19 protein-coding genes are annotated in these 26,884 nt (G+C 48.7%); 12 read left to right on the top strand and 7 right to left on the bottom strand.

All coding sequences use genetic code 11. The features are described 5' to 3' along the window. Positions 1-610 precede the first annotated feature (610 nt). The 9 genes from HPS53_RS09120 (at position 611) to HPS53_RS09080 (ending at position 10,571) form a co-directional block, all read left to right on the top strand. Positions 611-1,858, top strand: a complete 1,248-nt coding sequence (locus tag HPS53_RS09120; protein WP_172205807.1) for a T9SS type A sorting domain-containing protein — start codon at positions 611-613, stop codon at positions 1,856-1,858. A gap of 74 nt (positions 1,859-1,932) precedes the next feature. Continuing rightward, the gene (locus tag HPS53_RS09115; RefSeq protein ID WP_172205805.1) at positions 1,933-4,254 is read left to right on the top strand and encodes a C25 family cysteine peptidase; all 2,322 of its coding nucleotides are present in this window, start codon (positions 1,933-1,935) and stop codon (positions 4,252-4,254) included. Between the two features lie 22 nt (positions 4,255-4,276). Continuing rightward, positions 4,277-5,191: a hypothetical protein gene (locus HPS53_RS09110; RefSeq protein ID WP_172205803.1), complete on the top strand. Its 915-nt coding sequence runs from the start codon at positions 4,277-4,279 to the stop codon at positions 5,189-5,191. Positions 5,192-5,266: 75 nt separating this feature from the next. After that, complete coding sequence (locus tag HPS53_RS09105) at positions 5,267-5,446, top strand: hypothetical protein (RefSeq protein ID WP_172205801.1); 180 nt, start codon at positions 5,267-5,269, stop codon at positions 5,444-5,446. A gap of 6 nt (positions 5,447-5,452) precedes the next feature. After that, positions 5,453-6,283 (top strand): leucine-rich repeat protein, encoded by an 831-nt coding sequence (locus HPS53_RS09100; RefSeq protein WP_172205799.1) that lies wholly within the window; start codon positions 5,453-5,455, stop codon positions 6,281-6,283. 7 nt (positions 6,284-6,290) lie between these two features. Then, positions 6,291-6,431 (top strand): hypothetical protein, encoded by a 141-nt coding sequence (locus HPS53_RS09095; protein ID WP_172205797.1) that lies wholly within the window; start codon positions 6,291-6,293, stop codon positions 6,429-6,431. A 137-nt stretch (positions 6,432-6,568) separates the two neighbouring features. Continuing rightward, on the top strand, positions 6,569-8,311 hold the full coding sequence (locus HPS53_RS09090; RefSeq protein ID WP_104370042.1) for a lipopolysaccharide assembly protein LapB: 1,743 nt from the start codon (positions 6,569-6,571) through the stop codon (positions 8,309-8,311). Between the two features lie 162 nt (positions 8,312-8,473). After that, complete coding sequence (locus HPS53_RS09085; RefSeq protein WP_172205795.1) at positions 8,474-8,722, top strand: hypothetical protein; 249 nt, start codon at positions 8,474-8,476, stop codon at positions 8,720-8,722. Positions 8,723-8,783: 61 nt separating this feature from the next. Then, the gene (locus HPS53_RS09080; RefSeq protein ID WP_172205793.1) at positions 8,784-10,571 is read left to right on the top strand and encodes a hypothetical protein; all 1,788 of its coding nucleotides are present in this window, start codon (positions 8,784-8,786) and stop codon (positions 10,569-10,571) included. A 154-nt stretch (positions 10,572-10,725) separates the two neighbouring features. Here the strand turns inward: HPS53_RS09080 and HPS53_RS09075 are convergent, their stop codons facing one another. The 3 genes from HPS53_RS09075 to HPS53_RS09065 form a co-directional block, all read right to left on the bottom strand. Continuing rightward, on the bottom strand, positions 10,726-12,915 hold the full coding sequence (locus HPS53_RS09075; RefSeq protein WP_172205791.1) for a glycoside hydrolase family 3 C-terminal domain-containing protein: 2,190 nt from the start codon (positions 12,913-12,915) through the stop codon (positions 10,726-10,728). Positions 12,916-13,014: 99 nt separating this feature from the next. Continuing rightward, positions 13,015-15,978: a TIM-barrel domain-containing protein gene (locus HPS53_RS09070; RefSeq protein WP_172205789.1), complete on the bottom strand. Its 2,964-nt coding sequence runs from the start codon at positions 15,976-15,978 to the stop codon at positions 13,015-13,017. Positions 15,979-16,286: 308 nt separating this feature from the next. Then, on the bottom strand, positions 16,287-18,089 hold the full coding sequence (locus HPS53_RS09065) for an aminopeptidase P family protein (protein ID WP_172205787.1): 1,803 nt from the start codon (positions 18,087-18,089) through the stop codon (positions 16,287-16,289). A gap of 467 nt (positions 18,090-18,556) precedes the next feature. Here HPS53_RS09065 and HPS53_RS09060 point away from each other — a divergent pair, with 467 nt between their 5' ends. Then, positions 18,557-19,549 carry a malate dehydrogenase gene (locus HPS53_RS09060; RefSeq protein ID WP_104370048.1) on the top strand — a complete coding sequence of 331 codons (993 nt, stop codon included), beginning with the start codon at positions 18,557-18,559 and terminating at the stop codon, positions 19,547-19,549. A gap of 79 nt (positions 19,550-19,628) precedes the next feature. On the opposite strand, the gene HPS53_RS09055 is transcribed toward HPS53_RS09060, so the two are convergent. Next, positions 19,629-20,003 carry a thioesterase family protein gene (locus HPS53_RS09055; protein ID WP_104370049.1) on the bottom strand — a complete coding sequence of 125 codons (375 nt, stop codon included), beginning with the start codon at positions 20,001-20,003 and terminating at the stop codon, positions 19,629-19,631. Positions 20,004-20,289: 286 nt separating this feature from the next. On the opposite strand from HPS53_RS09055, the gene HPS53_RS09050 reads away from it, so the two are divergent. Both HPS53_RS09050 and HPS53_RS09045 read left to right on the top strand, forming a co-directional pair. Next, positions 20,290-20,892 (top strand): epoxyqueuosine reductase QueH, encoded by a 603-nt coding sequence (locus HPS53_RS09050; RefSeq protein WP_172205785.1) that lies wholly within the window; start codon positions 20,290-20,292, stop codon positions 20,890-20,892. Positions 20,893-20,926: 34 nt separating this feature from the next. Next, the gene (locus tag HPS53_RS09045) at positions 20,927-21,475 is read left to right on the top strand and encodes a gamma carbonic anhydrase family protein (RefSeq protein WP_104370051.1); all 549 of its coding nucleotides are present in this window, start codon (positions 20,927-20,929) and stop codon (positions 21,473-21,475) included. 221 nt (positions 21,476-21,696) lie between these two features. Here HPS53_RS09045 and HPS53_RS09040 read toward each other — a convergent pair whose 3' ends face one another. From HPS53_RS09040 to HPS53_RS09030, 3 genes are all read right to left on the bottom strand, one after another. Then, positions 21,697-22,908, bottom strand: a complete 1,212-nt coding sequence (locus HPS53_RS09040) for a 3-deoxy-D-manno-octulosonic acid transferase (protein ID WP_172205783.1) — start codon at positions 22,906-22,908, stop codon at positions 21,697-21,699. Further along, positions 22,908-24,425 carry a glutamate--tRNA ligase gene (gene gltX, locus HPS53_RS09035; protein ID WP_172205781.1) on the bottom strand — a complete coding sequence of 506 codons (1,518 nt, stop codon included), beginning with the start codon at positions 24,423-24,425 and terminating at the stop codon, positions 22,908-22,910. Before gltX ends, HPS53_RS09040 begins: the two co-directional genes overlap by 1 nt. A gap of 139 nt (positions 24,426-24,564) precedes the next feature. Beyond that, a complete protein-coding gene (locus tag HPS53_RS09030) occupies positions 24,565-26,613 on the bottom strand; it encodes an HD family phosphohydrolase (protein WP_104370090.1) in 2,049 nt (682 codons plus the stop codon). Between the last annotated feature and the right edge of the window lie 271 nt (positions 26,614-26,884).

Here is a 26,884-nt window from a genome sequence, read left to right as displayed (position 1 = left end):
TAGACAAATCATGATAACAAGGCCGTTTTCCCACAACGGGCAACCAACCATATCGCATTCGGATACCAATCGCGATGCATTTAACGGCTAAACGCCGTCCATTCGGCATCTAAATGCGGCTCAACGGATAGCCCGTTGCGGGGCGTGGCGACACATACCAGAGACCGGTGAGGCCACGTTTTGCATAAATATACATCCCGGTATAAACGTGTTTGCGGGGCTTCACACAGTGGTGAAGCCCCGCAAACACGGCATCCGGCAGTCGCCGTATATCTAAAAATAGGTGTAAAAAGATGCGTATGGCAGTCTGCCGCACGACAATGTCATATTTTATAGTCTTCGATTATTGCATAAATATGCAGGCACAGATAGTGTTTTTGTAATAAGAATGTCATATTATTCATAATGTCGGGATATTCGTACTGCACAAAGTTACCACAAAAACACCCACATAGCAAGGATTATCACGATACATTTGGCGATACGATGGGATGAGAGAATCGTATATATGTTAATCTTTCATAAAACATGTGCGAAAAAGAAACACAATCAGTCGATTTGTTAATATATTTGCAAAAAGCAATTGATAACATAATAAAACAGAATACCTATGAAAAAAACTTTATCACACATCATCCTCGTAAGTTGCTTCGCATGTCCGTCATTCGCCCAACTTAAAGTAAACACAAACGGTAATGTTGCCATTCAAAATGCGTCCGGAACTCCATTATCACCTCTTTCGATCGGCAACAACGGAAATTCCGATTTTACCATTTATTCCACCCACGATTCACGCAACGGAATTTTCAGCCAGGCAAAAAGCAATACGATACAATGGACGCTTGGCGGAGAAATGAAATCAATCTCAGACGGAATGAACTTCAATGTCGGCTTAAAAGGAGAAGCCGTCACATCAAACAATTTATACAAGAACAAAGGACGTTCATTTGGTGTAATAGGAAGCGCCGGAAACGCCACGCAGGGCTGGAACTATGGAGTTTATGGAAGACTTGCCGGCAGTGCTAACGGTGCGGCCGTATATGGTACGACAAACATTACGGAAAATGGAACACAACTGTTTCAAAGATATGCAGGATATTTCAATGGAGATGTAGGAGTCAACGGAGACCTTACCGTAAACGGAAATATAGACGGTGTTCTTCTCTATGAATCGGCAAATTTAAAGCAAATGGAAACGGCTCGCGGCAACAGTACGACACAAGAAAATGTTCCCGTGAAAGACATGCTCACCGGCATAAGCACCATATCTTACTATAAGGATATTCCGGTTAAAGCACAGGCCATAGCGGAAGATACGGCAAATGTTGAGGTTGGCAAAACCGATATTGAACTTCAAAAACTATCAAAGAAGCATTACGGGATTTCCGCAGAACAACTTGAAGAGATTTTCCCTGATTTGGTATATACAAATACCGACGGCACTAAAAGCATCAACTATATGGAGATGATACCATTACTCATACAGGCCATCAACGAACTGAACACAAAAATTGCCGAACTCGAAACGCCCGGCATATCAAAAAGAACTGCGCCGAAAGCAAATGAGACAACAGGGTTGGACGACATCACGAATGATACGGGTTCGCTGCAACAGAACGTCCCTAATCCTTTTACCGGCACAACAACAATAAAAATGAATATCCCCGCATCCGCAAAGGCCGCCATGCTATGCGTATATGACTTGAACGGAAAACAAATAAAACAAATAAGCATTCCCAACCGTGGCGAAACATCTCTTTCGTTCTCCGCAGACATGATGAGTGCAGGAATGTATCTATACTCTCTTATTATAGATTCCAAGTTGATATGCACAAAAAGAATGGTGATAAGTGATTGACAAATCATTCATACACCAAAAAGTATGAACGCATTTGTGTTATCAATATTCATCAACCTTAATTATGGAGAAATATGAACACGATTAAAAACATCATAATAACCTATCTGTTCGTTGGCTGTTTATTTGTTCCCACGGTGGCACAAGAGACAAAAACATTTTCTGTTAACTTCAACGAAAGTGACTTTAACTTGAATACTGATGACAATGATAATATTATTATCAGCTCATCAAAACGTTTGACTGCATATAGTGAAGACACATCAACACCCGGATTACCATATATTCCTATGAATATTCTGATTGGCTCTAATCAGAACTATAAAAATTTAACCTTTTCTATTGATAAGAAAATAAAGATAAAATCGAATGTCATAGTAGCTCCTAATCCGGAGGTATGTCCCACCAATGTTAGTGCTACAAAAGATATTATAGAATATAAAGCACCTTTTTATAAAGAAGCAAAATATCCAATCACGGAAGTCGAATATTCCGGTATTAACAAAATGGATGGATATAAAATATTAGCTCTCAACATCTGTCCTTTCATTTATGACGTAAAGAATAAAGATTTATATTTGGTAAAATCATTAACTATAAATGTTTCTTTTGACGAAAATAAAAAAATCAGCCTTGCACCCCATTCTAACAGAACAGGTGCTGTTATGTATAATGTGGTAAAAGATATTATTGACAACCCCAATGACCTTGCCCACCTTTATTCTTCTACCAAGCAGATTAATGGATTAAAATCTCTCGGTTATACAGATGACAATGTAGAGTACTTGCTTATAACCAACGAAAAATTAGCAGAATCCTTTTCCCCATTGGTAGAATGGAAAAAAGAAAAAGGTGTTACCGCTAAAATAATAACGACAGAGTATATAAATAATAATTACAGTGGTGCGACAATGCAGTTGAAAATAAAGACTTGCTTGAAAGAATATTATGAAAATAATGGACTTAAATATGTATTGCTGGGAGGTGACGATACTGTCGTACCTGTGATGGGGTGCTATGCGAAAGTTCCCCAAAGCGAAGAAAAATATGATGTCATTGAAAACAAGATGCCAACAGATCTATTTTATGCATGCTTTGACAATAGCTTTGATTGGAATGCAAATGGTAATAGTTTGTACGGTGAAATTGAAGATGATATTGACATTGCCCCAGAAGTTTTTATATCAAGAGTTCCTGTACAGAATACTAATGACACTTATGACTTTGTCAATAAAACCATTAATTATGAACAATTTATATCTACACGTGGATGGGAAAATAGAATTCTAATGTGTGGAGTTCAGACTTTTAAATCTGGCTATATAAACGGAAACCTTGTAAGCGATTCACAAAACAAAAGTGAAGAATTATATAGGATGTATATCGAAGATTTCTGGGATGGAGAGAAAGTTCGTTTTTATGATACCCATACAGATTTTTCAGGTGGAGCAGATTACGATTTAAACTCAGTACATTTACAAGAAAAACTTTCACAAGGTTATAATTTCATACATATGATGTCCCATGGCGATTCTAAATATTTCGTATTAGAAAATGATTTATATGATATTTCAAAAGCATCAACATTATACAATAAAGTTCCTACGGTTATTGCAACCACAGCTTGCCATACTAATCATTTTGACAATAATACGGAACCTTGTTTAAGTGAGGCTTTTATTCGGAATGAAAACAATGGAGTTATTGCATATTTAGGTTGTTCAAGAGAAGGTTGGGGATGGCCCAATATATATTTCCACGGACCATCAGAAGATTATAATGGACTATTTTATAAGTCTTTGTTTAAAAATAGTCCAGGAAGTAGAAACTTTGGCGATGTTATCGCTGCAACTAAAATGGCTTTTTTAGGTAAATGTAAAAAAGAAGGTGCACATAGATGGATAATGTTTGGACTTAATCCTATTGGAGATCCAGAAATGCCCATTTACACCCAAACGCCCAATTCTTTTGAAAATATAACTTTAAAGTTTGACGAAAACAAATTAACCGTAGATACAGGGGAAGAAGGATGCCGTATATGCGTTATGAGTTCAAACTCCGGTAAATCTTATTATAAAGTAGTATCAAATACCAAAACAGCAACTTTTACAAACTTATGCGATGGCGAAATAGACATTTGTGTTACAAAAGAAGGTTATAAACCATACAGATATATCAGCTATATAAAGTTTATACAAAATGAGACAATAAGCAAAAGAGTCGTTTATCCATATAAAAACAGTGTTGTTATAGGCAGCAACGTTACAGACAATAAACCTTTGGGACCGGTCACTGTTGAAGCCGGCGGCAGTCTGAGATTAAAGGAATGTGAGGATGTCACCATCAAAGGTGATTTTGAAGTCAGACAAGGAGCGGAATTCATCATTGAACAATAACAATTATAAAACTATCACCAATATGAAGTATTTATTAATTACCCTATCTGCCGTTTTGCTGGCCGTCGCCGGCAACGTTTCGGCGCGCCCGTTCACTACGGGATGCAAGTGGTCGTACGCTCATTGGGACGATTGTCACGAAACACATTCATTCTCATTGTTCGAACTTGACGAGCCTTACGAGCTTAACGGTAATACTTATTACAAGCTGTACAGGACGAATATCGACGAAAAAGGCAACAGGGGCGAACGGCAATACATTATCGGACTGCGCGAAAAAGACGGAATAGTATATGCGAGCCACGACGAATACATGGAAATGAGCGAAAGCAACGGATTCGAATACGATATTTACGGTTTTCCTTATTCAATGGCCGATAATGAAATTATACTATACGACTTCAACTTAAATGTCGGCGAGTTTATCGGAAGTCCGGACAACGAGATAACATATTTTATAAGCGGCATTCAACCCGTAACGCTTGAAAACGGGAAAGAAGAACGCATCTTGGACGTCACGGCCAGAATGAATCAGCATCCCAGTTACAAGCCCGAGTTTTTATATCGAAACATGATTTCCGGGATAGGCTCACTTTATGGGGAGGGCTTGTTGTTGCATTACCTTGACGCTTATATCTATTCTCCCTCTTTACCACCCTGTGAAACAGAGCACTTCCTGAACGCATACGTGGAAGACGACCGGCTCGTATACAAGGCTCCGAGCTACACAGGCGACCCGGCAGAGGAGCATCTCTCGCACACCACATATAAGGACGACCCATTCTTAGGCGGCTTTGTGACGGGTATAAAGAGTGTTACGGCTGAAAGCAATAAGGCCGACGAAGATGTTTTCCATGACCTGAGCGGGCGCAAAATGACGGGGACATTGAAGCCGGGCGTATATATTCATAACAGGAAAAAGATTGTTGTGAAGTAAAAAAACGGCATGGTGAGACCAAAATTAAATGGATGAAACAGCACTACTAACCACCGACAATAGAACAGACACATCATGAGAAAGAGAATTTTTATCATTATACAGTGCTGCATGGTTGCCTGCATGGCATTTGCAATGCAAGCGAACGCACAGCCGAGACCCGACTCCGTAAGTGTACATGCCGGGCAGGAACCGCTGGATTTTTTGCTGACGGATGAGCAAAAAGAAACAATAAAATATCTGACTGTCACCTGAACACTGTTGGATGAAGACTATGAGTATATAAGGGAAGAGCTCATAACAAAGTTGAAAGAGCTTAATCTGAAAGAAGCCGACATCGATACCATTCCGGCATACGGATTTAAATGCGACAAATCATGCGACAAATCCAGCACGTTAGACAATCTCCTTCTGCCAAAGGGAATAAAGCACGTATCAGATGGAGCATTCTTTGAGCAGCATATACGTAATTTCATTATAACAGGTAACTTTCCGACATTAGGGAATAATGTTTTTAGAGAAGAGCCGTACAATAATTATATGCCACAAATATCAGAAGACAATCCATGCCTTAAAAAAACATATGACGGTTCAATATATTCGTTAGACGGCAGTGTGCTATACTATTATATATACGGCGATGGCAATGCCATAGAATATTCTGATGAGAAACTGAAAACAATAGCCCCATGTGCACTTGAAGGCAAAAAGGTTCTCGGCTTACTGATACCGGAAACAGTTGATTCAATAGGAGATAGGGCGTTCGCCTATGTTACTAAAACGTGGTATACAAGAAGTTCCTATTACGAAGATCAGTCGGTTAATTGCCGCGCACTCGTCCCACCGAGATTAGGAAAGGATGTTTTCCTGAACTCAGAACTGACAACATGCACGATGTACGTTCCGGAAGAAAGCCTCGAACTTTACAAAGCGGCCGACGGATGGAAAGACTTACATTTAGAGGGGAAAGTATTCGTAACTGCCGGTATTGACAATACGACCGATAACTGTTTCCACATTTCAGATGCCGGCACGACATATCAAAATAACATCCGAAAAAGAAATAAAAGGTATTCATATTTACGATGTTAAAGGCCGGTTGGCTGACAGAATAACAGTTAAGGCAAAAGAAACGAGCATAGGCAAAGCAACGCTTCCAAAGCCTTACGCCATTGCAAAAGTATCGCTTGAAAACGGAACGACAAAGACCGTGAAACTGATGCCGCGGAAAGACAAATGAACAAGTGTATTGTAAGCCTGTGACTACGGATTATCTGCAAGTTCCACATCACGGGCATCCGATGCTTTTTTGACAAAATATATTACCAATAAGAAAATATTTCATTACCTTTGTGTTACAAAACAAAAGCAAAGGTAATGAAATATATCCCCGAACTGATATACCTGCTGACCATAACATTGTCACTGTCGTGTACAGGCCATAGAAAAACCGACAACATACTGACGCATGCGGAAGAAATAATAGAAAGCAATCCCGACTCAACCCTTATACTTCTCAGCAGCATCGGGGATGAGGCCGGCAATATGTCGGAAAGCAGGAGAATGCGGTACATGCTGTTGCTGACACAGGCCATGAACAAGACCGACATCCCGCTGGACACGATGGCCGGGGTAGAGGAAATGGCAGAGCATTTCAATAGCCACGGCAACAGCAACGACAAGATGAAAGCGAACTACATGCTCGGATGCGTGTATCGGGACAGGGGAGACGCCCCGACCGCCCTCTTCCACTTCCGAAACGCAACGACGTTTGCCGACACGAGTGCCGTCGACTGCGATTTCCGAACGCTCAGCAGGATATACGGGCAGATAGCCACGCTCTTTTACCACCAGCTAACGCCCGAATTGTCACATGAGGCCGAGCTGAAAGCCGTGGCATACGCCGAAAAAGCAAAGGACACCATAGCGGCGATAATATTCTATGAGCATCTCGGATCCACCTATCACATGCGGGGTAAATACGACTCCGTATTATATATATGTATGAACGCATACAAAAAATATAAGGAATTGGGACTCGACGATTTGGCCACAGGAGCATTGCCGCAAGCAATAAATATATATCTGATGAAGGGATTATACGGCAAAGCAAAAGCCGCAATGGATGAATGCGAACAAAACCCAAGCTTATTCGACTGCAACGGAAACATTATAAAAGGACGAGAAGTTTATTACGATAATAAAGGCAAGTATTACGAAGGCATCGGAAAACTTGACTCCGCAGAACATTTCTATCGGAAACTATTGTCTTATCCATCAAACATAAACAATCTCGAATGCGGGTATCATGGCCTTATGCGTGTATATCAAAAACTCGGCATAGCGGACTCCACGGTCAAATATGCGTCCTTGTTTGCCCAAATAAACGATTCCTCATCATTTCTCAGCTCCTCGGAAAACATAATAAAGATGCAGGCACTTTACAACTATACAGAGAACCGGAAGATTGCGGAAGCCAAGACACGAGAAGCTGAACGCTACAAATACATGGCAACCCTTTTCTCCGTGATATTCTTGGCCGGCATCTATATATTATATATAAGTATAAGGCGGTACAAACGGAAGAAAAACAGAGAGACAGCGACCGCAAACAGAAAATACTTTGATATTCTTTCCCGATTGAACAAGGCTGAGACAGAAGCCAGGATGCTGAGAGACGACTTCACCACATACAAAGATATAAAAGAGAACGAGGTGGAAAAATTGCGGCAAACCATGACGGTGATATGCAAAGAGAACAACATGCCGGAATCCTGCACCGCGGGACAGGCTCTGCTAAACTGTGCCATAATACAACAGATGCACATATACGCAGGCAAGCTGAAAACACCTTCGGCCGAAGAATGGCAAGAACTGTACAGAATAACAGAGGAAAACATGCCCCGCTTCTACGAAAGAATAAACGACAGCCAAGCCAATCTCACAAGCTATGAAAAAAACGTATCCATACTCACGAGATTTCTGTTCACTCCAAACGAGACTTCCGTGCTGATGAACGTGTCCAAACAAAGGATAACGAACATCAGGAGCAGCATAAACAAAAAACTTTTCAACTGTGAAGGAACAAAATCTCTCAATCATAACATCAAATCCATATAAAAGTGCAGGTGTGTAAAAAATGTACTTTCGCTGTAATCCGTTGATTAAACAGCACTTACAAGAAACGAAGCGAACGGGTGTGTAAAAAGTGTACTCGTTTTATTTGGCAAACGATTAATTATTCCGTAGTTTTGCAGCAGTAAAATTTTAATACACGACATTATGACAAAAAGAATTATCGCTTACACGCTTCTGTTCCTCGTCTCCGCAATTTGCGTGGCAGACAATAAGGCAGACAACAATGTATTCGAAATGATTTCATTTCATACTTATTATGAACAAAGCAAAACACTTTCTAATCCAAAGCCCAAAGCTCCGGCCAAGGCTCCGACCGTATATTCGGCAGGACATACGTTATATTTTGTTGGAAGAGTTAGAATTAACCGGTTCAAGCATGACAATCACAGATGAATTGGAAAAACCAGAATTGGAAGAGAACCCTATATATAAAAACGATTGACAATCATACCCCATGAGAATATTATTGATAATATCCTTTCTCTGCTCTGTACATTTCTCTCACGCACAGGATCGCGACCTGGTGAGAGAAATGACAGACAACGATTTCCAAATACGGCAAATACCCGGCAGCGAGCAGCGGCTGAAAGAGTTGCTGCAAGAGGTAGACACTGAGAACGACACCATCTATGCAGCCATGTATTCACCCACGATGTGCCTGAGGTGCGAAGCATACATCCCTAATTTCCATAACAACTTGAAGAGCATCGACAGCAAAAAAACCACTCTTCTCATCACCGTATATAAAGACAAGGCCACTGCCGAAAGATACAACAAAAACAACGGGCATATCGCCGACCACTATATATACGACACGGGATTTAAATACAAGGGGATTTTCAGTTTCAACATGCACGATTTACAGGGCACTTATATTCTCAAATTGAAAAGAAGCACGGGTGAGATGCTTACAGGAGGCGACCCGACCGAGATAAGTCCCAACTTTGCCAAACAGATAATCGCATATCAGGGAAAATTGGAATGCAAGACGTTCGACATAGAAACAGATGCCGCCACCCACAAACTTGTGACGACAGCAACATCGAAATCCCGAAAGGCAAGGCTTAAATTCAAAGAATACCCGATAGACACCGATGACCAACCGATTTCTTCCATATACGGATTACCCGCCTTTGAAAACGACAACCTGCTGTTCAACGATAACCTTGAAAACGGCATCCTGCACTACAAACTGGACAACAACCGGTTTGCCTCTCCGGAAATAATCAAGCCGGACAGCATCGAGAAAAGGGCGTTTATAGAAATTCCGGAAGAGAACTACCGGCACTTAAAAAACACACGACAGGTATTTTACATCCCGCTAAGCCCCGCCATTCTCGACAGCGAAAGGATAGGCATCTCGTATTCTCTGCCCCACATATTTTTAGACAGCATTAATATTCCGGGACAAAAAAACTACTCTTACATTAATTCACCGGCCATACTGATAAGAAACGCGCAGACGGGAGAGAAAGAAAAGATATTCGCACCCGACTTCGAGCTGTTCACCGACTCGTTTTTCTATAAGCACTTCACTTTCTGCAAGTTTAAGGATTACATACTCTATCCATGCCAGGAGCAGACATGGCCACTGCAATATTCAAGGGAAGAATATGAAAATGACTTTTCCAAAAATCCTTTCGACGCAAGATATTACGACTCGCAGAAACCTTATTTCGCGGCGTTCAGCCTGAAAGACGGCAAGATGAAACACCGTTTCGGCAACTTGGAACCATGCAACAAAAAGAGTTTCACCGGATATTACTATAACAGTCCCGTTGCCTGCGCCACGGACGAAGACCTGTTTTACACCGACGGCTACTCGGGATATATATACGTCACGAAGGATATTTATGGCGAACCGTACAAAAAATACACCGCTTTCGAGATAGACACGGGCAATTTTCCCGAACCGGACACCACTTTGTTCCACAGTTACGACATACTGAAAATCTACAACATGACATTCCGAAAGACTGTCGAATCGATGAAAACCGACGGCAAATACATATACTGCCTGATAAAATATTCCGACCCGGACATGGACAACAGTTTGGCGGAGTGCGACCATTCGGTAATCAAGATAAACCGAAAGACGGGCAAGGCCACGGAAACATACATCCCCAGATACCCGGACATGGAAGCCCTCGCCTACGGACTGCGCAACAACAACGGGGCTATATCACCGTTTGCCATATACAGAAAGAAAGACGACACTTGTTACGTGAGGGTTTTTAAATGAATAAAGATATGCGCCACTAATGTACCAGACAAATGTACAAACTTAAATTATAATAACTGACGATAATAAAGAAGAGAAAGGACGGTATTTGAAGATAAAGAAAATGGTAAAAATCATCTGCAATGATTTTTACCATTTTACCATTTAAACGTTTTTATTTCAGTTCAAACACCGCAGTGCCCCTCACGTCAGTCTCAGATGCGCAGACATAAGCCCGGAACACACCAGGCTCGGCCACCCAACCATGGGTTTTCTCGCAGTAGAAGCTCAAATCGTCGGCAATTATCGTGAACGACACCGTCTTCGTCTCACCAGGTTCGAGAGCCACTTTCTCAAATCCTTTGAGTTCCTTCGCCGGCCGTTCCACGCTTGTTTTCTCATCGCCGATATACAGTTGCACCACCTCTTTGCCTGCCCTCTTGCCAGTGTTGGTCACCGGCACGGTGAGCGTAAGGCTGTCGCCGGCGGTCATCGAGGTGGCAGAGAGCACCGGCTTGCCATATTTAAACGTGGTGTAGCTCAGTCCGTGGCCGAACGGGAAGCGGGGGCGCACGCCTTTGGTGTCGAACCAACGGTATCCAACAAATATGCCTTCATTATAGTATACCTGCATGTCCACGCCGGGATAGCCCTCCCTGCCGTATTGGAAACAGGGGTAGTCGGCCTGCCGCGCAGCGAATGTCACGGGCAGCTTGCCGCTCGGGTTCACTGCGCCTGACAGCACACCGGCGAGCGCCTCTCCCGACATCGAGCCGAGATACCAGCAGTGCACGATCGCACGCACGGCCTGCGCCCACGGCATGGCATAAGGATTGCCGCCGAAGGTGACCACGACAATGTTTTTCTGCACCCGTGCAAGGTCGGCAATGAGTTCGTTCTGGCCGTACGACAGGTTATAGTCCTCACGGTCGTTGTTCTCGCAGTCTTGCCTGAAATTCTTGTTCATTCCACCTATGAAGATAATAATGTCGGCACTCTTGGCTTTATCCAATGCCTCGGCGCGCAAGCGGGCGAGCGAATCAGGACTGAGTTTGTCCGCGCTGCCGTAGCGTGCCCGGCCGGCATAGTAGCCACGGGCGAAGTCCACCCTGTCGCCATACACACGGCGCAGTCCATCGAGCGGTGATATGTCGAACTTTGTTTTCAACTCCGACGAGCCACCGCCCTCGCTCATGTTTCGCACGGCGTTGTCGCCCACCACAAGTATGCGTCCGCAGCGGGAGACATCTATCGGCAGCGCGCCGCCACGGTTTTGCAGCAGCACGATGCCCTCCTCACCTATCTGCCGGCACACATCGTAGTGAGCCTCTGAGCATTGCGAGCCAATCACCTTGCCGGCGTTCATCGACGTGCGGAATATCGTGCGCAGCACGCGTGCCGCCTTGTCATCAAGCACGCTCATCGGTATCTTACCTTCGTTGATAAGCCTTTCGAAGGCATCGGCCAGCTTGTATGTGTTGTATCCCTTGCTCTTGTCTTTCGTCTTGCCGTCGGTGTCTGTTCCCATTTCGATGTCGAGACCGCCCAGCGCGGCTCCCATGGTGGTGTGCGTGCCGCCCCAGTCGCTCACCACGGCACCGTCGAAGCCCCACCGGCGCTTCAATATCCCGTTGAGCAGCGAGTCGTTCTCACAGCACCATTCGCCCAGCCACTTGTTGTAAGAGCCCATTATCGTCCACAGACCACCCTGCCTGACGGCCTTCTCGAAAGCGGGCAGATAAATCTCGTTGACGGCCCGTTCGCTGACGTTGACGTTCACCCCGAAACGGTCTACCTCCTGATTGTTCAGGAAAAAGTGTTTCAGGCAACATGCCACGCCGTTGGCCTGAGCCGCCTGTATGTAGGGCACGGCCATCTCTCCGGCCAGATACGGATCTTCGCCCATATACTCGAAACTGCGCCCGTTGAGCGGCATGCGGGCGATTGTGGTGCCCGGGCCGAGCATGATGTCCTTGCCGCGGAAGGCAAACTCCTCACTCACCGCGTTTCCGTAAGCCCTGCTCAGGTCTCTGTTCCATGAGGCGGCGAGACACGTCAGCGAGGGGAACGCCACAATAGAGTCGTTGTTCCATTTGGCAGCACTCCATGAGTTCCATTCTATTTCCTCCCGTACTCCATGAGGTCCGTCGGCCATGTTGAGCTGCCGTATGCCCAGGCGGGGCACTCCCGGAGAGGAGAATTTACTCTGTGCATACAATATCCGCACTTTCTCGTGGGTCGTCATTCTCGACAATGCGTCTTTCACCCGCTCTTCTATCGGTGCTTTCGGGTCAAGGTACACTTGCGCACCAGCTGCTACAAACGAGCCAGCCAACAGCGCAAGGGCAATGATTTGTTTTTTCATATAGTCCTGTTTTTTATTTTATCGGTTTTGATCCTGATTGTTTTTCGAATGCCGTATGACAATATATGCCTCCCGGCAGATTACATGCACGCCGGCAGGTCACAGCGCGACGCTCACCCGCCGTCCGTCATAGCTCACCCTCACCCCCTCCGGATTGTCAAGATTCAGCGGCCGTACACGGTCTTTTCCCACCATAACGATATTGAACACACGCTCTTTCAGCATCCCCTTGAAAGAACCACGGCGACTGCCTATTGTCAAAGTCTTGGTCTTATCCTCATACGAGATGTCTATCGTGGCGAAGCGACCTTTCTCATAATTATAGTTTGTACCCTCATCCTCATACAGTTCGAAGCGGCCGTCGGCACCGGCATACACATACAGGTCGATGGTATCGGCCTGCCGCTCGTCGCTCCACTGAATATCGGAGCCGAAGGGAATGATGGCCCCCTCCCGCACGAACACCGGCATACGGTGATACGGGGCATCTACCGTCTGTTCCTGCCCTCCGTCGATATGTTTTCCGGTATACAGGTCATACCATCCGCATCCGGCCGGGAAATATACCTGTCGCTCACGCGCCTTGTACTCGGTGACCGGACAAGCCATGAAAGCGGGACCGAACATCCACTGGTCGGCAATGTCAAACACATTCCTGTCGCCGGCGAAATCCATCGCCAGTCCTCGCATGACAGTATAGTCACGGCGGTTCACCCAGCCTGCCATGGAATAGAGGTAGGGCATCATGCGGTAGCGCAGCTTTGTATACTCCACTATCGTCCTGTAGCATTCGTGGTTCTCTGGAGCGATGTTCCACACCTCGCGCGCCGGCCACTGACCGTGCGTGCGGAACAGCGGAACGAAGCAACCGAACTGGTGCCAGCGGGCATTCAGCTCACGCCACTCACGCAGATCGTCGTTCTCACGGCCCGTCTTGTCAAACAGTTTCTGCGCTTTCACATAGCGGTCCTCGGTCGTGAAGCCCCCCTGGTCCATTCCCCAGAAGGGCACTCCGGCCATGGAGAAGTTGAGACCGGCGGTTATCTGCGCCCTCATATCTTCCCACCTCGTGCCTATGTCACCGCTCCATGTGGCCGTGCTGTAACGCTGCAAGCCCGCAAAACCGCTCCTCGTAAGCAGGAACACACGCTTATCGGGGTCAACCGATCGCTGGCCGTTGTATATCGCGTCGGCATTCACTATGGAATAGGCATTGAAATACTCGTCGCTCGTGCCCATGGCCGTAGGGCCGCAGAGCTGTTTGCGATAGTCGATGGGCGTGCAGTCGCGCACGTTCGGCTCACTGGCATCCATCCACCATGCGTCCATCCCCTTGCCATACTTGGAATAAAGGTTCTCATCCATCTGCCGCCAGAACATCTTGCGGGCACCGGCCGAATAGGCATCATAGAACGAACCGACATAGCCCGGCCCCACCCAGTCCTTTATGCTGTCTTCTACCGCACGGCGATACATCCACCCGTTGGCGTCAAGCTCCTTGAAATTGGCGGTCGACTCATAGAATTTCGGCCAGCAACTGATCATCAACCGCCCGTGCATGGCGTGTATCGTGTCGTACATTGCCTGCGGGTCAGGATATCGCGAAGCCTCAAACTTATGGCTGCCCCACTCCGGATCCGGCCAGTAGTTCCAGTCTTGCACTATCACGTCGCACGGGATGCCGCGACTGCGGAACTCCGACATATTGTCTACCACTTCCCGCTGCGTCTTGTAGCGTTCGCGGCTCTGCCAGAAACCAAGCGCCCAGCGCGGCATTACCTGCGCACGCCCCGTAAGAGCACGGTAGCCCGATATTATTTCGTCCATGTCATCGCCGGCAATGAAGTAATAGGTCATATCCTTGGACATCTCGTTCCAGATGCTGACGCGACGCCTGTCGGACTCGCTCCGGGGTGTGGCCACACGAAGTCCGCAGTAGCTCACATCGCCGTCGGGCTGCCACTCTATCCTTATTTTCGTCTTGCGGCCTTTCAACAGTGTGGCATTGAACTTGCGCGCATTGGGGTTCCACGCCTTGCGCCATATCTCCGGCATTACCGGACGGCCGTCTATATATACCTTGGTATATCCAGCATAGTAAAGGATAAACTGGTAATCGGCCGACTCCGGGGCTTCGAGCCATCCCTCATACAGCACCCGCGAGCCGTTAAGCCTGAACTTACGTGGCAGGTTCACTATCTCTCTCGAATTCTCGAAATACAGCGAATCCTCGTCACGCACTATCCTTCTACCGCCCTTTTCGGCATACGTCCCTGTGAGACAGCCCAGCTTCCCGTCTTTATTATACAATGTGAATGCCTCTCCAAGCTGCACGTAATCATCCGGATTTCCCCAACGCCCGTATGAATACGAGTCCCAGAGCAGACCGTAGCCTGCTGTCGAAACGACGAAAGGTATGCTCACCTTGGTGTTGTACTGGAACAGTTCTTCATTCTTTCCTTTATAGTTCATGTCTTCCGACTGGTGCTGACCGAGTCCGTATATGGCCTCATCATCGTTGCCATCGAACTGCAAATGCCATGTATATCCAGACCTGTCGTCGAGCGATATCCGCGTGAGGTCGCCTGTCTTGCCCCAGTTTATCTCGTCCGGCGATGTGGGATGATAGCTCTCGGGCATTACTGTCTGTCCGGAAATAAATCTCTTGAACTTCTTTCCGCCGTCGGCCTCGCTCAGTATAGTCTTTCCGTTCCTGCGGTCACGGTATGCCGTCTTCCCCGTGCGCTTATCCACCGTGACGGTGAGAGAGGCTGTCTCCACCGTGACTGCCGTGTCGCTCTCCGTGGCGGTATATGCAGTCTTACCCTTTTGCGGCACCACGATGAGGCTCTTACGCTTGCAAGGTATCTCGCTGTCGGGTGTTGCCTCCACCTTTATAATTCTCTCGTTTATCACCGTCAGCCTCACCGTGCGCGCACAACCGGCATCCGCTTGCGGCAAAGACACGGTCACGCTCTGCCCGGATTTTACAAACCCTGCGCCGTAAACGGCCGACGCACCAGCGATAAGCATCGCCGCGATGAATATTTTCGCTTTATTCATTTTTATATAAGTAGTATTGCTGTTTATTCTGCAAAGATACTAATAAGTATCCAATCGACGGGATACGCCGGATACTTTTTACAACTTGCGGGAAACCAGACCGATTGCGGATGCAAGGAGCAGTATAAACAGCAGCATGGATAAGATAGGCTTGCATTGCTCCGATAATGAAACACTATTGCATTGCGGCAACATGCAAACACAAGAGTGACAAAAAAACACGAATGTCGAACAGCCTGAACATGAAGGTTTCAGGACCTCATGCTTAAATGATTTGCGGCCGGCATGCTTCCGGCCGCAAACCCATATCAACCAATGGGAGAGGTGGCGCGGCGCAGCCAGTCGGTCTCTTCCGCCTCAAGATGCGGCGACAGAGTACCGAACACACGGGCATGATAATCATCGAGCCACCGTTTTTCCTCGTCGGTGAGCATTTCCGGTATAATCGGCGCGGTATCTATCGGGCATAGGGTGAGCGGCTCGAATTGCAGGAAGCGCCCGAAGCCTGTCTCCATATAAGGGACGACTATCAGCGTGTTCTCTATCCGCACACCGAAGCGGCCGGCAATATATATACCCGGCTCATCGGTGACGGTCATTCCGGGAAGCAACGGTGCCGGCCGCCACTCCATCCTTATCTGGTGCGGTCCCTCGTGTACGTTGAGATAAGAGCCCACTCCGTGTCCCGTGCCGTGCATGAAGTTCATGCCCTCGCGCCACATCGCGGCACGGGCCACGGCATCGAGCTGCGTGCCGGCGGCACCATGAGGGAACTTCAGCATAGAGAGGGCGATGTGACCTTTGAGCACGAGCGTATACACACGGCGCTGTTCATCGTCGACAGGCCCGAGCGCGACGGTACGCGTAATGTCTGTCGTACCGTCGAGATAGTGTGCCCCGCTGTCGATGAGCAGCAGGCCGCGAGGTTCGAGCGGCGTATCCGTGCCTTCCGTCGGCTCGTAGTGCACAACGGCTCCATGCGCCCCGTAGGCGGCGATAGTGTCGAAAGAGAGGTCGCGGAACAAAGGCTGCGCAGACCTATATCCGGCCAACAGCCTACAGACACCAAGTTCGGTCAGACCGCCACGCTCCACCTCGGCACGCAAACGGCACAGGAATTTCACCATGGCCACGCCGTCACGAACCATGGCGCGGCGGAAGCCGTCGGCCTCTACGGCGTTCTTCACGGCTTTCATCGCCGTTATGGGCAACGCCGTGTCTATCCGCCCGTGCGTGCGCACGCTATTATATAACGTATGGCTCGTCAGCGAACCGTCCATGAGTATATTGTACTCACCGTATGCCCTAAGTGCCGATGTTATGTCGCCATACTCCCTCAACTCAACACCACAGGTTTCGAGATAGGCGGCCACACCGTCTGTTATCTTCCTGCTGTCGACAAACAGCACTGCCGACACATGGGTGACAAGCAGGTACGACACGAAAACGGGATTGCAGTGTACATCGGTTCCACGCAGATTGAGCGTCCATGCGATATCGTCGAGCGACGACACGAGCATGCCCTCGGCGTGACGCTCACGCATGGCGGCACGCACACGGGCGAGTTTCGACGGGCAATCCTCGCCGGCATACTCCACGGGATGAAGCTCGACAGGGGCGAGAGGAGCCTCGGGGCGGTCTTTCCATATCAAGGCGAGAGGGTCGAAATTGGTGCGCAGCGTCAGCCCGCCGTTGGCTCTCAACCCGGCTCTCAGGGTGTCGACATCCGCCGCCGGACATGTCATGCCGTCGATGCCGACCTCGGTCGTGTCGCTCACGGCGAGCTTACGCCCAAGCCATTCGGCGATGGTGGGAGTGCCCTCCACCCGCTCTTTCATCAACACGAACTCCGTGCCGGCAAGCTGTTCGCCCGCAGCGAGGAAGTAGCGTGAGTCTGTCCACAGCGCAGCCTCACTCATCGTGACCACCGCCGTGCCGGCCGAGCCGTCGAACCCGCTGATAAACTCCCGGCCTTTCCACCTGTCGGGCACATACTCGCCGCAATGCGGGTCGGTACTCGGAAAGATGAATGCCGCCAAACGCTCGCGGCGCATCACCTCACGCAAATCGGAGAGACGCGAGGCTATTGTGTCTTTTGTTGTATCTGACATATCGATAAATTATATAAATGCTTCTTATCCCGTTGTTTGCCGCTTATGATAATCTTTACTCTAAAAATGACAAATATACGGATATTCCCGCTAATGACAAAACAAAAAGGCATATTTGACAAAAGAAAACAATATCATTGAAAAAAGGAATTAAAAATACAAACAGGGAAGCCTGTAGAAAAACGCAAGGAATTTGAATAACGGATATCATATTGACTCTGAGCGGCAAGTAATCATACATATCCATTTACACCTTGCGGGCCAACGGCTTCCCATTCACTTTATGCAAACCTCAGATAGCAATAACAATTGAAAGACTATGCCGGAAACCGGCAAAAGACACCGTTTATAGATTAATAACAATTTTAAATGAGCCGCAGATTAACGCTATTAGCATTTTTTTGCTAACTTTGCGGTGCTTTTACGCACAAGCGAAACATTGAATAATTAAAATACAACAAGAGATTATGGCATTTTTAACTAACGAAAAACTGACAATCGTCGGCGCTGCCGGCATGATTGGCTCAAACATGGTTCAGACAGCCCTGATGATGGGTCTGACAAGTGAAATCTGTCTCTACGACGTGTTCTCACCCGAAGGCGTGGCCGAGGAAATGCGCCAGTGCGGTTTCGGTGACGTGAAAATCACGGCCACCACAGATGTCAAAGAGGCTCTGACAAACGCCAAATACATCATATCTTCGGGCGGCGCTCCCCGCAAAGAGGGAATGACACGCGAGGATCTGCTGGCCGGCAACTGCAAGATTGCGGAGGAACTGGGCAAGAACATCAAGGCATACTGCCCCGACGTGAAGCACGTGGTAATCATATTCAACCCCGCCGACCTGACCGGTCTGGTGACACTGCTTTACTCAGGATTGAAACCGGGTCAGGTGACAACTCTCGCAGCGCTCGACACCACACGCTTGCAAAGTGCCCTGGCAAAGAAGTTCGGAGTGATGCAGACCGAAATCACCGGCTGCGCGACATACGGCGGACACGGCGAGCAGATGGCGGTGTTCGGCAGCCATGTGAAAGTGGCAGGCCGCAACCTGACAGACATCATCGGCACTGACGAGTTCACAGCCGAGGAATGGGAGCAGATGAAGAAAGACGTGACACAGGGCGGAGCCGCAATCATCAAGCTGCGCGGCCGCTCTTCGTTCCAGAGTCCTTCTTACCTGTCTGTCGAGATGATTCGCTCGGCAATGGGTGGCGAGGCTTTCCGCTTCCCCGCAGGAACATACGTGAACACAGGCAAGTACAATAACATCATGATGGCGATGGACACGACCATCGACGCAGACGGTTGCCACTACAACGTGCCGCAGGGAACAGACGAGGAGAACGCCAAACTCGACGCAAGCTATGAGCACCTCTGCAAGATGCGCGACGAGCTGGTTACATTGAACATCGTTCCGGCTATCAGCGAGTGGAGCAAGATCAACCCGAATCTGTAAGTCAAATAATAACCGAAATCGGGGCGCTTCTGTTTGAAGCGCCCCGATTTCGGTTATTGGGAAATAAAAAAAGCACCGGTCACAACCTCTCCATAAACTTTTCCCTGTCTACGATGAAGCGCAGGTGGGTGCCCTCTCCTATCACTGTTCCGTCTTCCTGAACGGCTTTTACATTAAAGTACAGCTTCCGGCCGTCTATCTTTTCAAGAGTGGCCGTGCCTTCGATAACGGCTCCGATCGGTGTCGGTTTAAGATGAGACACATCGATATGGCCGCCGACAGTAGTGCTGCCGTCGGGCAATTCGGTCGCCACGGCGACCATTGCAGCATTCTCCAACAATATAGCCATACGTGGAGTGGCAAGCACAGGCAGGTCGCCTGAGCCCAAAGCGACAGCTGTATCACAGTTGGCAACAATGATACGGCTCGTGTGAGTTAATCCTTTTTCAAGCATGGTTAAATTCGTTTTATGTTCAACTTAATATCAATCTACTATCAATAACCGTAAAAAATAATCCGTGAGCATGTTGTTATCCCATCAAAAAGAAAGTAAACCGAATGCGAGGAAAACCCGATTCAATTCAATCGCTATGCCCGCCAGCCTGTGCAGACGGGCAACCTGTATTCTGCAAAGATAACACAAAAACATTCAAAAGACGACCTCAAAACGCTAAAAGCACAAAAAATAATGATTTATCGGCATAAAAAGACGTAACTTTGCAGGGTAAGACACAACACCAATGAAAAAGAAATTCAACATAGAAGTGCCTGGAGGAGCCAACAGGGTGTTGCTGCACACATGTTGCGCGCCATGCTCGTCGGCGATAATAGAATGTATGATGCAGCACGGAATCACCCCCGTGATATACTATTGCAATCCCAACATATATCCTATTGAGGAGTATATCGCCAGAAAAGACGAATGCACACGATATTCACAGGCGCTGGGTCTCGAAATAGTGGATGCCGACTATGACCATGCGGCATGGCTAAGAGAGATAGGCGGAATGGAAAACGAGCCGGAAAGGGGAGGTCGTTGCCTGCTGTGCTTCAAAGCACGCCTGCTCGATACGGCAAGATATGCCCATGAGCATGGGCTGGGCGTGATAACCACGACACTGGCATCGAGCCGGTGGAAGAGCCTCGAACAGATCAACGAGGCCGGACGCGAGGCCACGGCAGCATATCCCGACGTGACATTCTGGGAGCAGAACTGGCGCAAGGGCGGACTGAGCGAACGACGCGCGGCTATAATCAAAGAGTATGACTTTTATAATCAACAGTACTGCGGATGCGAGTTCAGCATGCGCGGCAACCCCAACATATCGAAACCGGAACCGTGACGCGGAGAGCTTAAAATTATAATACACCAAATATATGGCACTGATAAAATCAATAAAAGGCCTCACTCCGAAGTGGGGAAAAGACTGTTATTTCAGCGAGAACGCCACTATCGTGGGCGAAGTGACAATGGGCGACGAGTGTTCCGTATGGTTTAACGCCGTGGTCAGAGGCGATGTGGCTCCGATAACGATGGGCAACGGAGTCAATGTCCAGGACGGAGCGTGCATACATGTGACCAACACCACTGGCCCGACGCATATCGGCAACCGCGTATCCATCGGGCATAATGCCACCGTACACGCATGTACGATCCACGACGGAGCGCTCGTAGGGATGGGAGCCACGCTTCTCGATCACTGCGAGATAGGAGAAGGAGCGGTGGTTGCGGCAGGCGCGCTCGTGCTGCAAGGCACGAAAATCGGGGCTCACGAGATATGGGGCGGCGTTCCGGCAAAGTATATCAAGACCACAAGACCCGACCAGGCAGAAAGTTTCTCAGCCCATTACATAGAGTATTCGAAGTGGTATCTGAACGAGATGGATTGTGATTATGATTGTGACGGGGATTCCGCCGCTAAGTGACGCGGCTTATGTCATTGAGTGAAAAAGAGCATATTGCAAAGCAATACTTGCTTGTATCGTAAAGTGAGAAACTTATAACGTAAAATGATACAACCAATATTGCTTTACACAACAGCATAGTGAATGTTCCGGAAAGAAAACGGGTTGCCTTACCACAGGCAACCCGTTATATCGTCATATACAATTAGCAAACAAACGGGTCATAACCCGATATTCTTGACTCAGATAGCGTCCAGTATCTTTTCCGTAGCCCCGGTGCATGAGGCCACATAGTCGCCGGCAGCCTTGCCCGCACAGGCCAGTGCCTTGCCGTCTGTCATCATGCGTGTCATTATACGGTCAAAATCGTCTTTCGAGGATATTTCAAAGCCGCCGTTGGCAGCTTTCAACCCCTGAGCCTCTATGAAACGTCCGTTGTTCGGACCGAAGACCACAGGTATGTTCCATACCGCCGCTTCAAGGACATTGTGTATTCCTACGCCGAACCCGCCGCCAACGTATGCCACATCGCCATAGCGGTATATGCTCGACAGCAGTCCGTAGCAGTCTATTATAAGGCAATCGGCGCGCCGTGCCTCATCGGGCGTGACCTGAGTATAACGCACCACACGGCCATCCAACTTATCGGCAATCTGCCGTAAGTGCTCTTCCGCAACCACATGTGGCGCTATGACCAGCTTCCAATCCTTGTGACTGTTGAAGAACGGTATGAAAATATCCTCGTCGGGAGCCCAACTCGAACCGGCGACAAACACCTTGCCGTCGCCCTTGAACGCCTCTACGACAGGCAGGTCCTTGGCCTGCTCACGGATGCTCAGCACCCTGTCGAAACGAGTATCGCCCGTAACAGTGACATCGGTGATGCCTATCTTGGCCAAAAGCTCACGGCTGACATCGTTCTGTACATAGAAACGGGTGAAGCACCTCAACACCTTCGCATACTCACGGGCATACCAACGGAAGAAAATCTGATCCGGGCGGAACACGCTCGATACGCTGTATACCGGCACTCCGCGGTGTTTGAGGATGTGAAGATAGTTGTACCAGAACTCATACTTTATGAAAAACACCTTCACCGGACGCACAAGACGCAGAAAACGGCGGGCATTGAAAGGCGTGTCAAGCGGCAGATAGCAGATGATATCCGCCCCGTCGTAGTCTTTCCGCACTTCATATCCTGATGGAGAGAAGAACGTAAGCAGTATCTTATACTCCGGATGCAGCTTGCGCAACCGCTCCATGAGCGGCCGTCCCTGCTCGAACTCGCCGAGAGAGGCGGCATGAAACCACACATAACTTGCCTCGGGGTCGACCTCACGGCGCAACTTGTCGAAAGCGGCACGCTCTCCGCGCCACATCGTACGCACCTTCTTGTCGAACAAAGCGGCTATCGCCACTCCCAGAAGATACAAGTATATCGCTATATTATACATCAGCCAAGCACTTCGATTGCACGTTTCATCCGGGCTATCGTCTCATCCTTACCGAGGAAAGCCGATATGTCGAACATTCCGGGACCCTTGCCCTCTCCCACGAGGGTGAGCCGCCAGGCATTCATTATGTTGCCGAGCTTATACTCCTTGCTTTCTATCCACCGTTCGACCACACTCTCCTGGTTCTCCACCGAGAAGTCGTCCAGTCCGGAGAGCACATCCGCAAGCTCGGTCATCACGGCCGCGGAGTCTTCCTTCCAGCGCTTCTTGCGTGTTTTCTCGTCATACTCCGTAGGAGCTACGAAAAAGAAAGAGCACAGCGGCCACAGCTCGCTGACGAAGCTGACACGGTCTTTCATCATGGCGACGACGGCAGTAATACGCTCGATCGGCTCGTCAATACCGTGCTCACGAACTATCGGCGCAAATGCCTCGGCTATCTCGCCGGCACTCTTGCGCAGTATATATTCGTGGTTGAACCACATTCCTTTCTGATAATCGAAGCGTGCTCCGGCCTTGCCGCACTTGGATATGTCGAACAGCGACACGAGCTCTTCGAGACTGTATATCTCCCGTTCGGTGCCGGGATTCCATCCGAGGAAAGCGAGGAAGTTGATAACCGCCTCGGGGAAATAGCCGCTTTCACGGAAGCCCGCAGACACATCGCCCGTCTTCGGGTCGTGCCATTCAAGCGGAAAGACCGGAAACCCGAGCCTGTCGCCGTCGCGCTTGCTGAGCTTACCCTTGCCTTCCGGTTTGAGCAGGAGCGGCAAATGGGCGAAACGCGGCATGGTATCTGTCCATCCGAAAGCCTCGTAGAGCAGCACATGGAGCGGCGCGCTGGGCAGCCACTCCTCTCCGCGTATGACATGCGTGACCTCCATCAGATGGTCGTCCACGATGTTTGCCAGATGATACGTAGGCAATTCGTCCGCGCTTTTGTAAAGCACCTTATCGTCGAGAATGTCGCTCATTATCCTCACATCGCCCCTGATGAGGTCGTCCACGTGTACGGCCTTGCCCGGTTCGATTAGGAAGCGTACTACATACTGATGCCCGTCGGCTATCAGCCTGTCCACCTCTTCTTTCGTCATGGTCAGCGAGTTGCGCATCTGCATGCGGGTATGGGCGTCATACTGGAAATTATCTGTCTCCTTACGCTTGGCTTCCAGTTCCTCGGGGGTGTCGAAAGCTATGTATGCCTTGCCCCCGTCAAGCAGTTGCCTCACATACTCCTTATATATGCCGCGCCGCTCGCTCTGGCGATACGGGCCGTGGCTGCCTCCGAAAGACACACCCTCGTCAAAATTGATGCCGAGCCAACGGAACGACTCTATGATATACACCTCGGCTCCGGGAACGAAGCGGTTGGAGTCGGTATCTTCTATTCTGAAAATAAATTCGCCGCCGTGCTTTCTGGCGAAGAGGTAATTATACAGCGCGGTGCGTACGCCGCCGATATGCAATGCCCCGGTAGGACTCGGTGCGAAACGCACCCTTACTTTTCTTTCTGCCATTTGTTAATATACTTAAAGACAAGTAGATATTTTTTGCAAAATTACACTTTTTTTTTCATTTATATCCCTTTTTACCTTTTTTTCACCGCCGACGGCTGTTTTTGGGCTTCCCGAAAGTGCCACGCCGACACGTCGCCTACTACTTGGCCGGCGGATAGCTTACCCTCGTGTGGTACATGGTCTTCAACTTGTCTATCATCACCGTCTTGGCATATGCTATGTCTCTGAACGTTATCGGGCACTCACGGAAATAGCCGTCGGCCAGCTGTCCGTCCACAAGGCGGTTCACAAGGTCGCGTATCGACTTCTCGGTATAGTCGGGCAACGAGCGCGACGCGGCCTCGACGGTGTCCGCCATCATCAGTATGGCCTGCTCCTTGGTGAACGGGTTGGGGCCGATATAAGTGAACAGCAGTTCGTCCACGTCGGTGCCCGGGTTCTCATTCTTGTATTTCATGTAGAAATACTTGGCCTTTCCGAGTCCGTGATGGGTGCTGATAAACTCCTTTATCACTGCCGGAAGGTTGGCTTTCTCGGCCATTTTCAGTCCCTCCGTCACATGGCTGATGATGACCTGCGCGCTCTCTATGCACGACATGTTGTTGTGCGGGTTCACTCCCGACTGGTTTTCCGTGAAGTATATCGGGTTGGACATCTTTCCTATGTCATGATACAGCGCGCCGGTACGCACGAGCTGGCTCTTGGCCCCGATCTTGTTTGCCACGGCGGCGGCCAGGTTTCCCACCATTATAGAGTGCTGGAAAGTGCCGGGAGCCACCTCGCTCAATTTCCGCAGCAGCGCGTTGTTTGTGTTGGACAGCTCTATCAGCGTGATGTCTGACGTGAAACCGAATGTCTTCTCAATGAGATAGAGCAGCGGATAAGCGAAGAGCAGCATGATGCTGTTCACTATTATATAATTATACGTACTCGCGTCGAAGTCGCTCAGCGCGGATGCCCGTATGAGATCGAAAGCGGCGTTGACGGCCATGCACACCACACCGACCAGCAGGGCCGTCTTGAACAGTTGCGAGCGATACTCCAACTGACGCAGCGAGTAGATGGCGGCAAGCCCCGCCAGAGACTGCACCACCACGAACTCAAACTGGTATTGCAGCATGCAGGCGCATATCATGACCATCGTGAAGTGGGTGATGAAGGCCGTGCGGGAGTCCATGAACACACGGACGAACACCGCCACCATGGCGTATGGCAGTATGTAGACATGCCCTATGTTATTGCGCACCAAAACCGACGTGAGCAAGACGAACACCAATATCAGCGAGTAGAGCATCGCTATGCTCCTCGGCTTCTCGAAATAGTCTTTGCGGAAAAGCGTGAGATATATAGTGAAGCACACAAGGAAGAGAGCGGCGTATATGGTCTCACCCATCATTGTGAGCCTCATCTGCACCGTGTTGCGGTTCCGTTTCTCGGTTTCGAGCTTGAAAGATTCGAGTATACGGTATACGTCTTCACTCACTATATCACCCCGACCGATTATTTTCTGACCTTTCTGTACCATTCCGCTGGCCAGCGGAATGGTGTTGAGCATATCTGCCAGACTGGCGTCGCTGCGCTCCTTGTCATACACCAGGTTGGGCACGATATACGAGTTGAGGTTGCAACGCTGCAACGCCTGCTTATGGGACGACAACGTCTTGTCGAGGAAGAGCTGCTCGTATGCCGTCTTCTCGGAGTATACGTCCCTCAGCCTCACGGCTACCGCATTCTTTCCGTTCACCACCCTTATCACCCTGAGTGTGTCATCGCCGAGATTGGCGTATGCCGACGAGCTGATTATCCCGCGACGGTAAATATTGTGCAGGCGGTTGGCTATGATACTGATGAAATCGTCCGTCAGGCCGGGTATGCCGTCGGAGTAGTCGGATACGAACTTACGCACCTGCCGGCCTTCTGCCTCCTTGTCCAAATTATAATAAGGCTCATACTGCCGCATCAGACTGTCACGCTCGTGCTTCACCGTTTCCTTCGACTTGTATATCGGGAAATCAAACGGAGCGGTGAGATCACCGTATCTCCACGGCCGCCCCTGCTCCGCATAGAAGTTGGCCGCACTGTCGCCGGGCATCGCCCAAACAGTCAGCACCACGGCGCCCACGACAATAGCCACACGCATAAAGATGCTGCGCAATGTCAAGTCGTATCTAAGTCTGAAATTACTCATAAGTATATTAAAATATGTGCTTATAAGGTGCGAAGATAAATAAAAAAAACGACAAACACCGGATGAGCGGTGATTTTTTAGAGTTTTGCATGGGCACATAGCATCACGGATGGCAAAACGACCGAACCTGTCGAAAAAACGCCGTCCATCAACAATATTTACAGATTGCCTCTCATATTTCGCCTGTTTCAAAATTAAAAGCCAAAGGCCGGAAATAAGCGAATTATGAGTCGTTTTTCGCAAGTGCCTGTGCATCAACTCAATACGCCTA

The organism is Prevotella sp. PTAC, assembly GCF_013166535.1.
Taxonomy (GTDB): Bacteria; Bacteroidota; Bacteroidia; order Bacteroidales; family Bacteroidaceae; genus Prevotella.
This window is presented reverse-complemented; position numbering and strand designations above follow the sequence as displayed.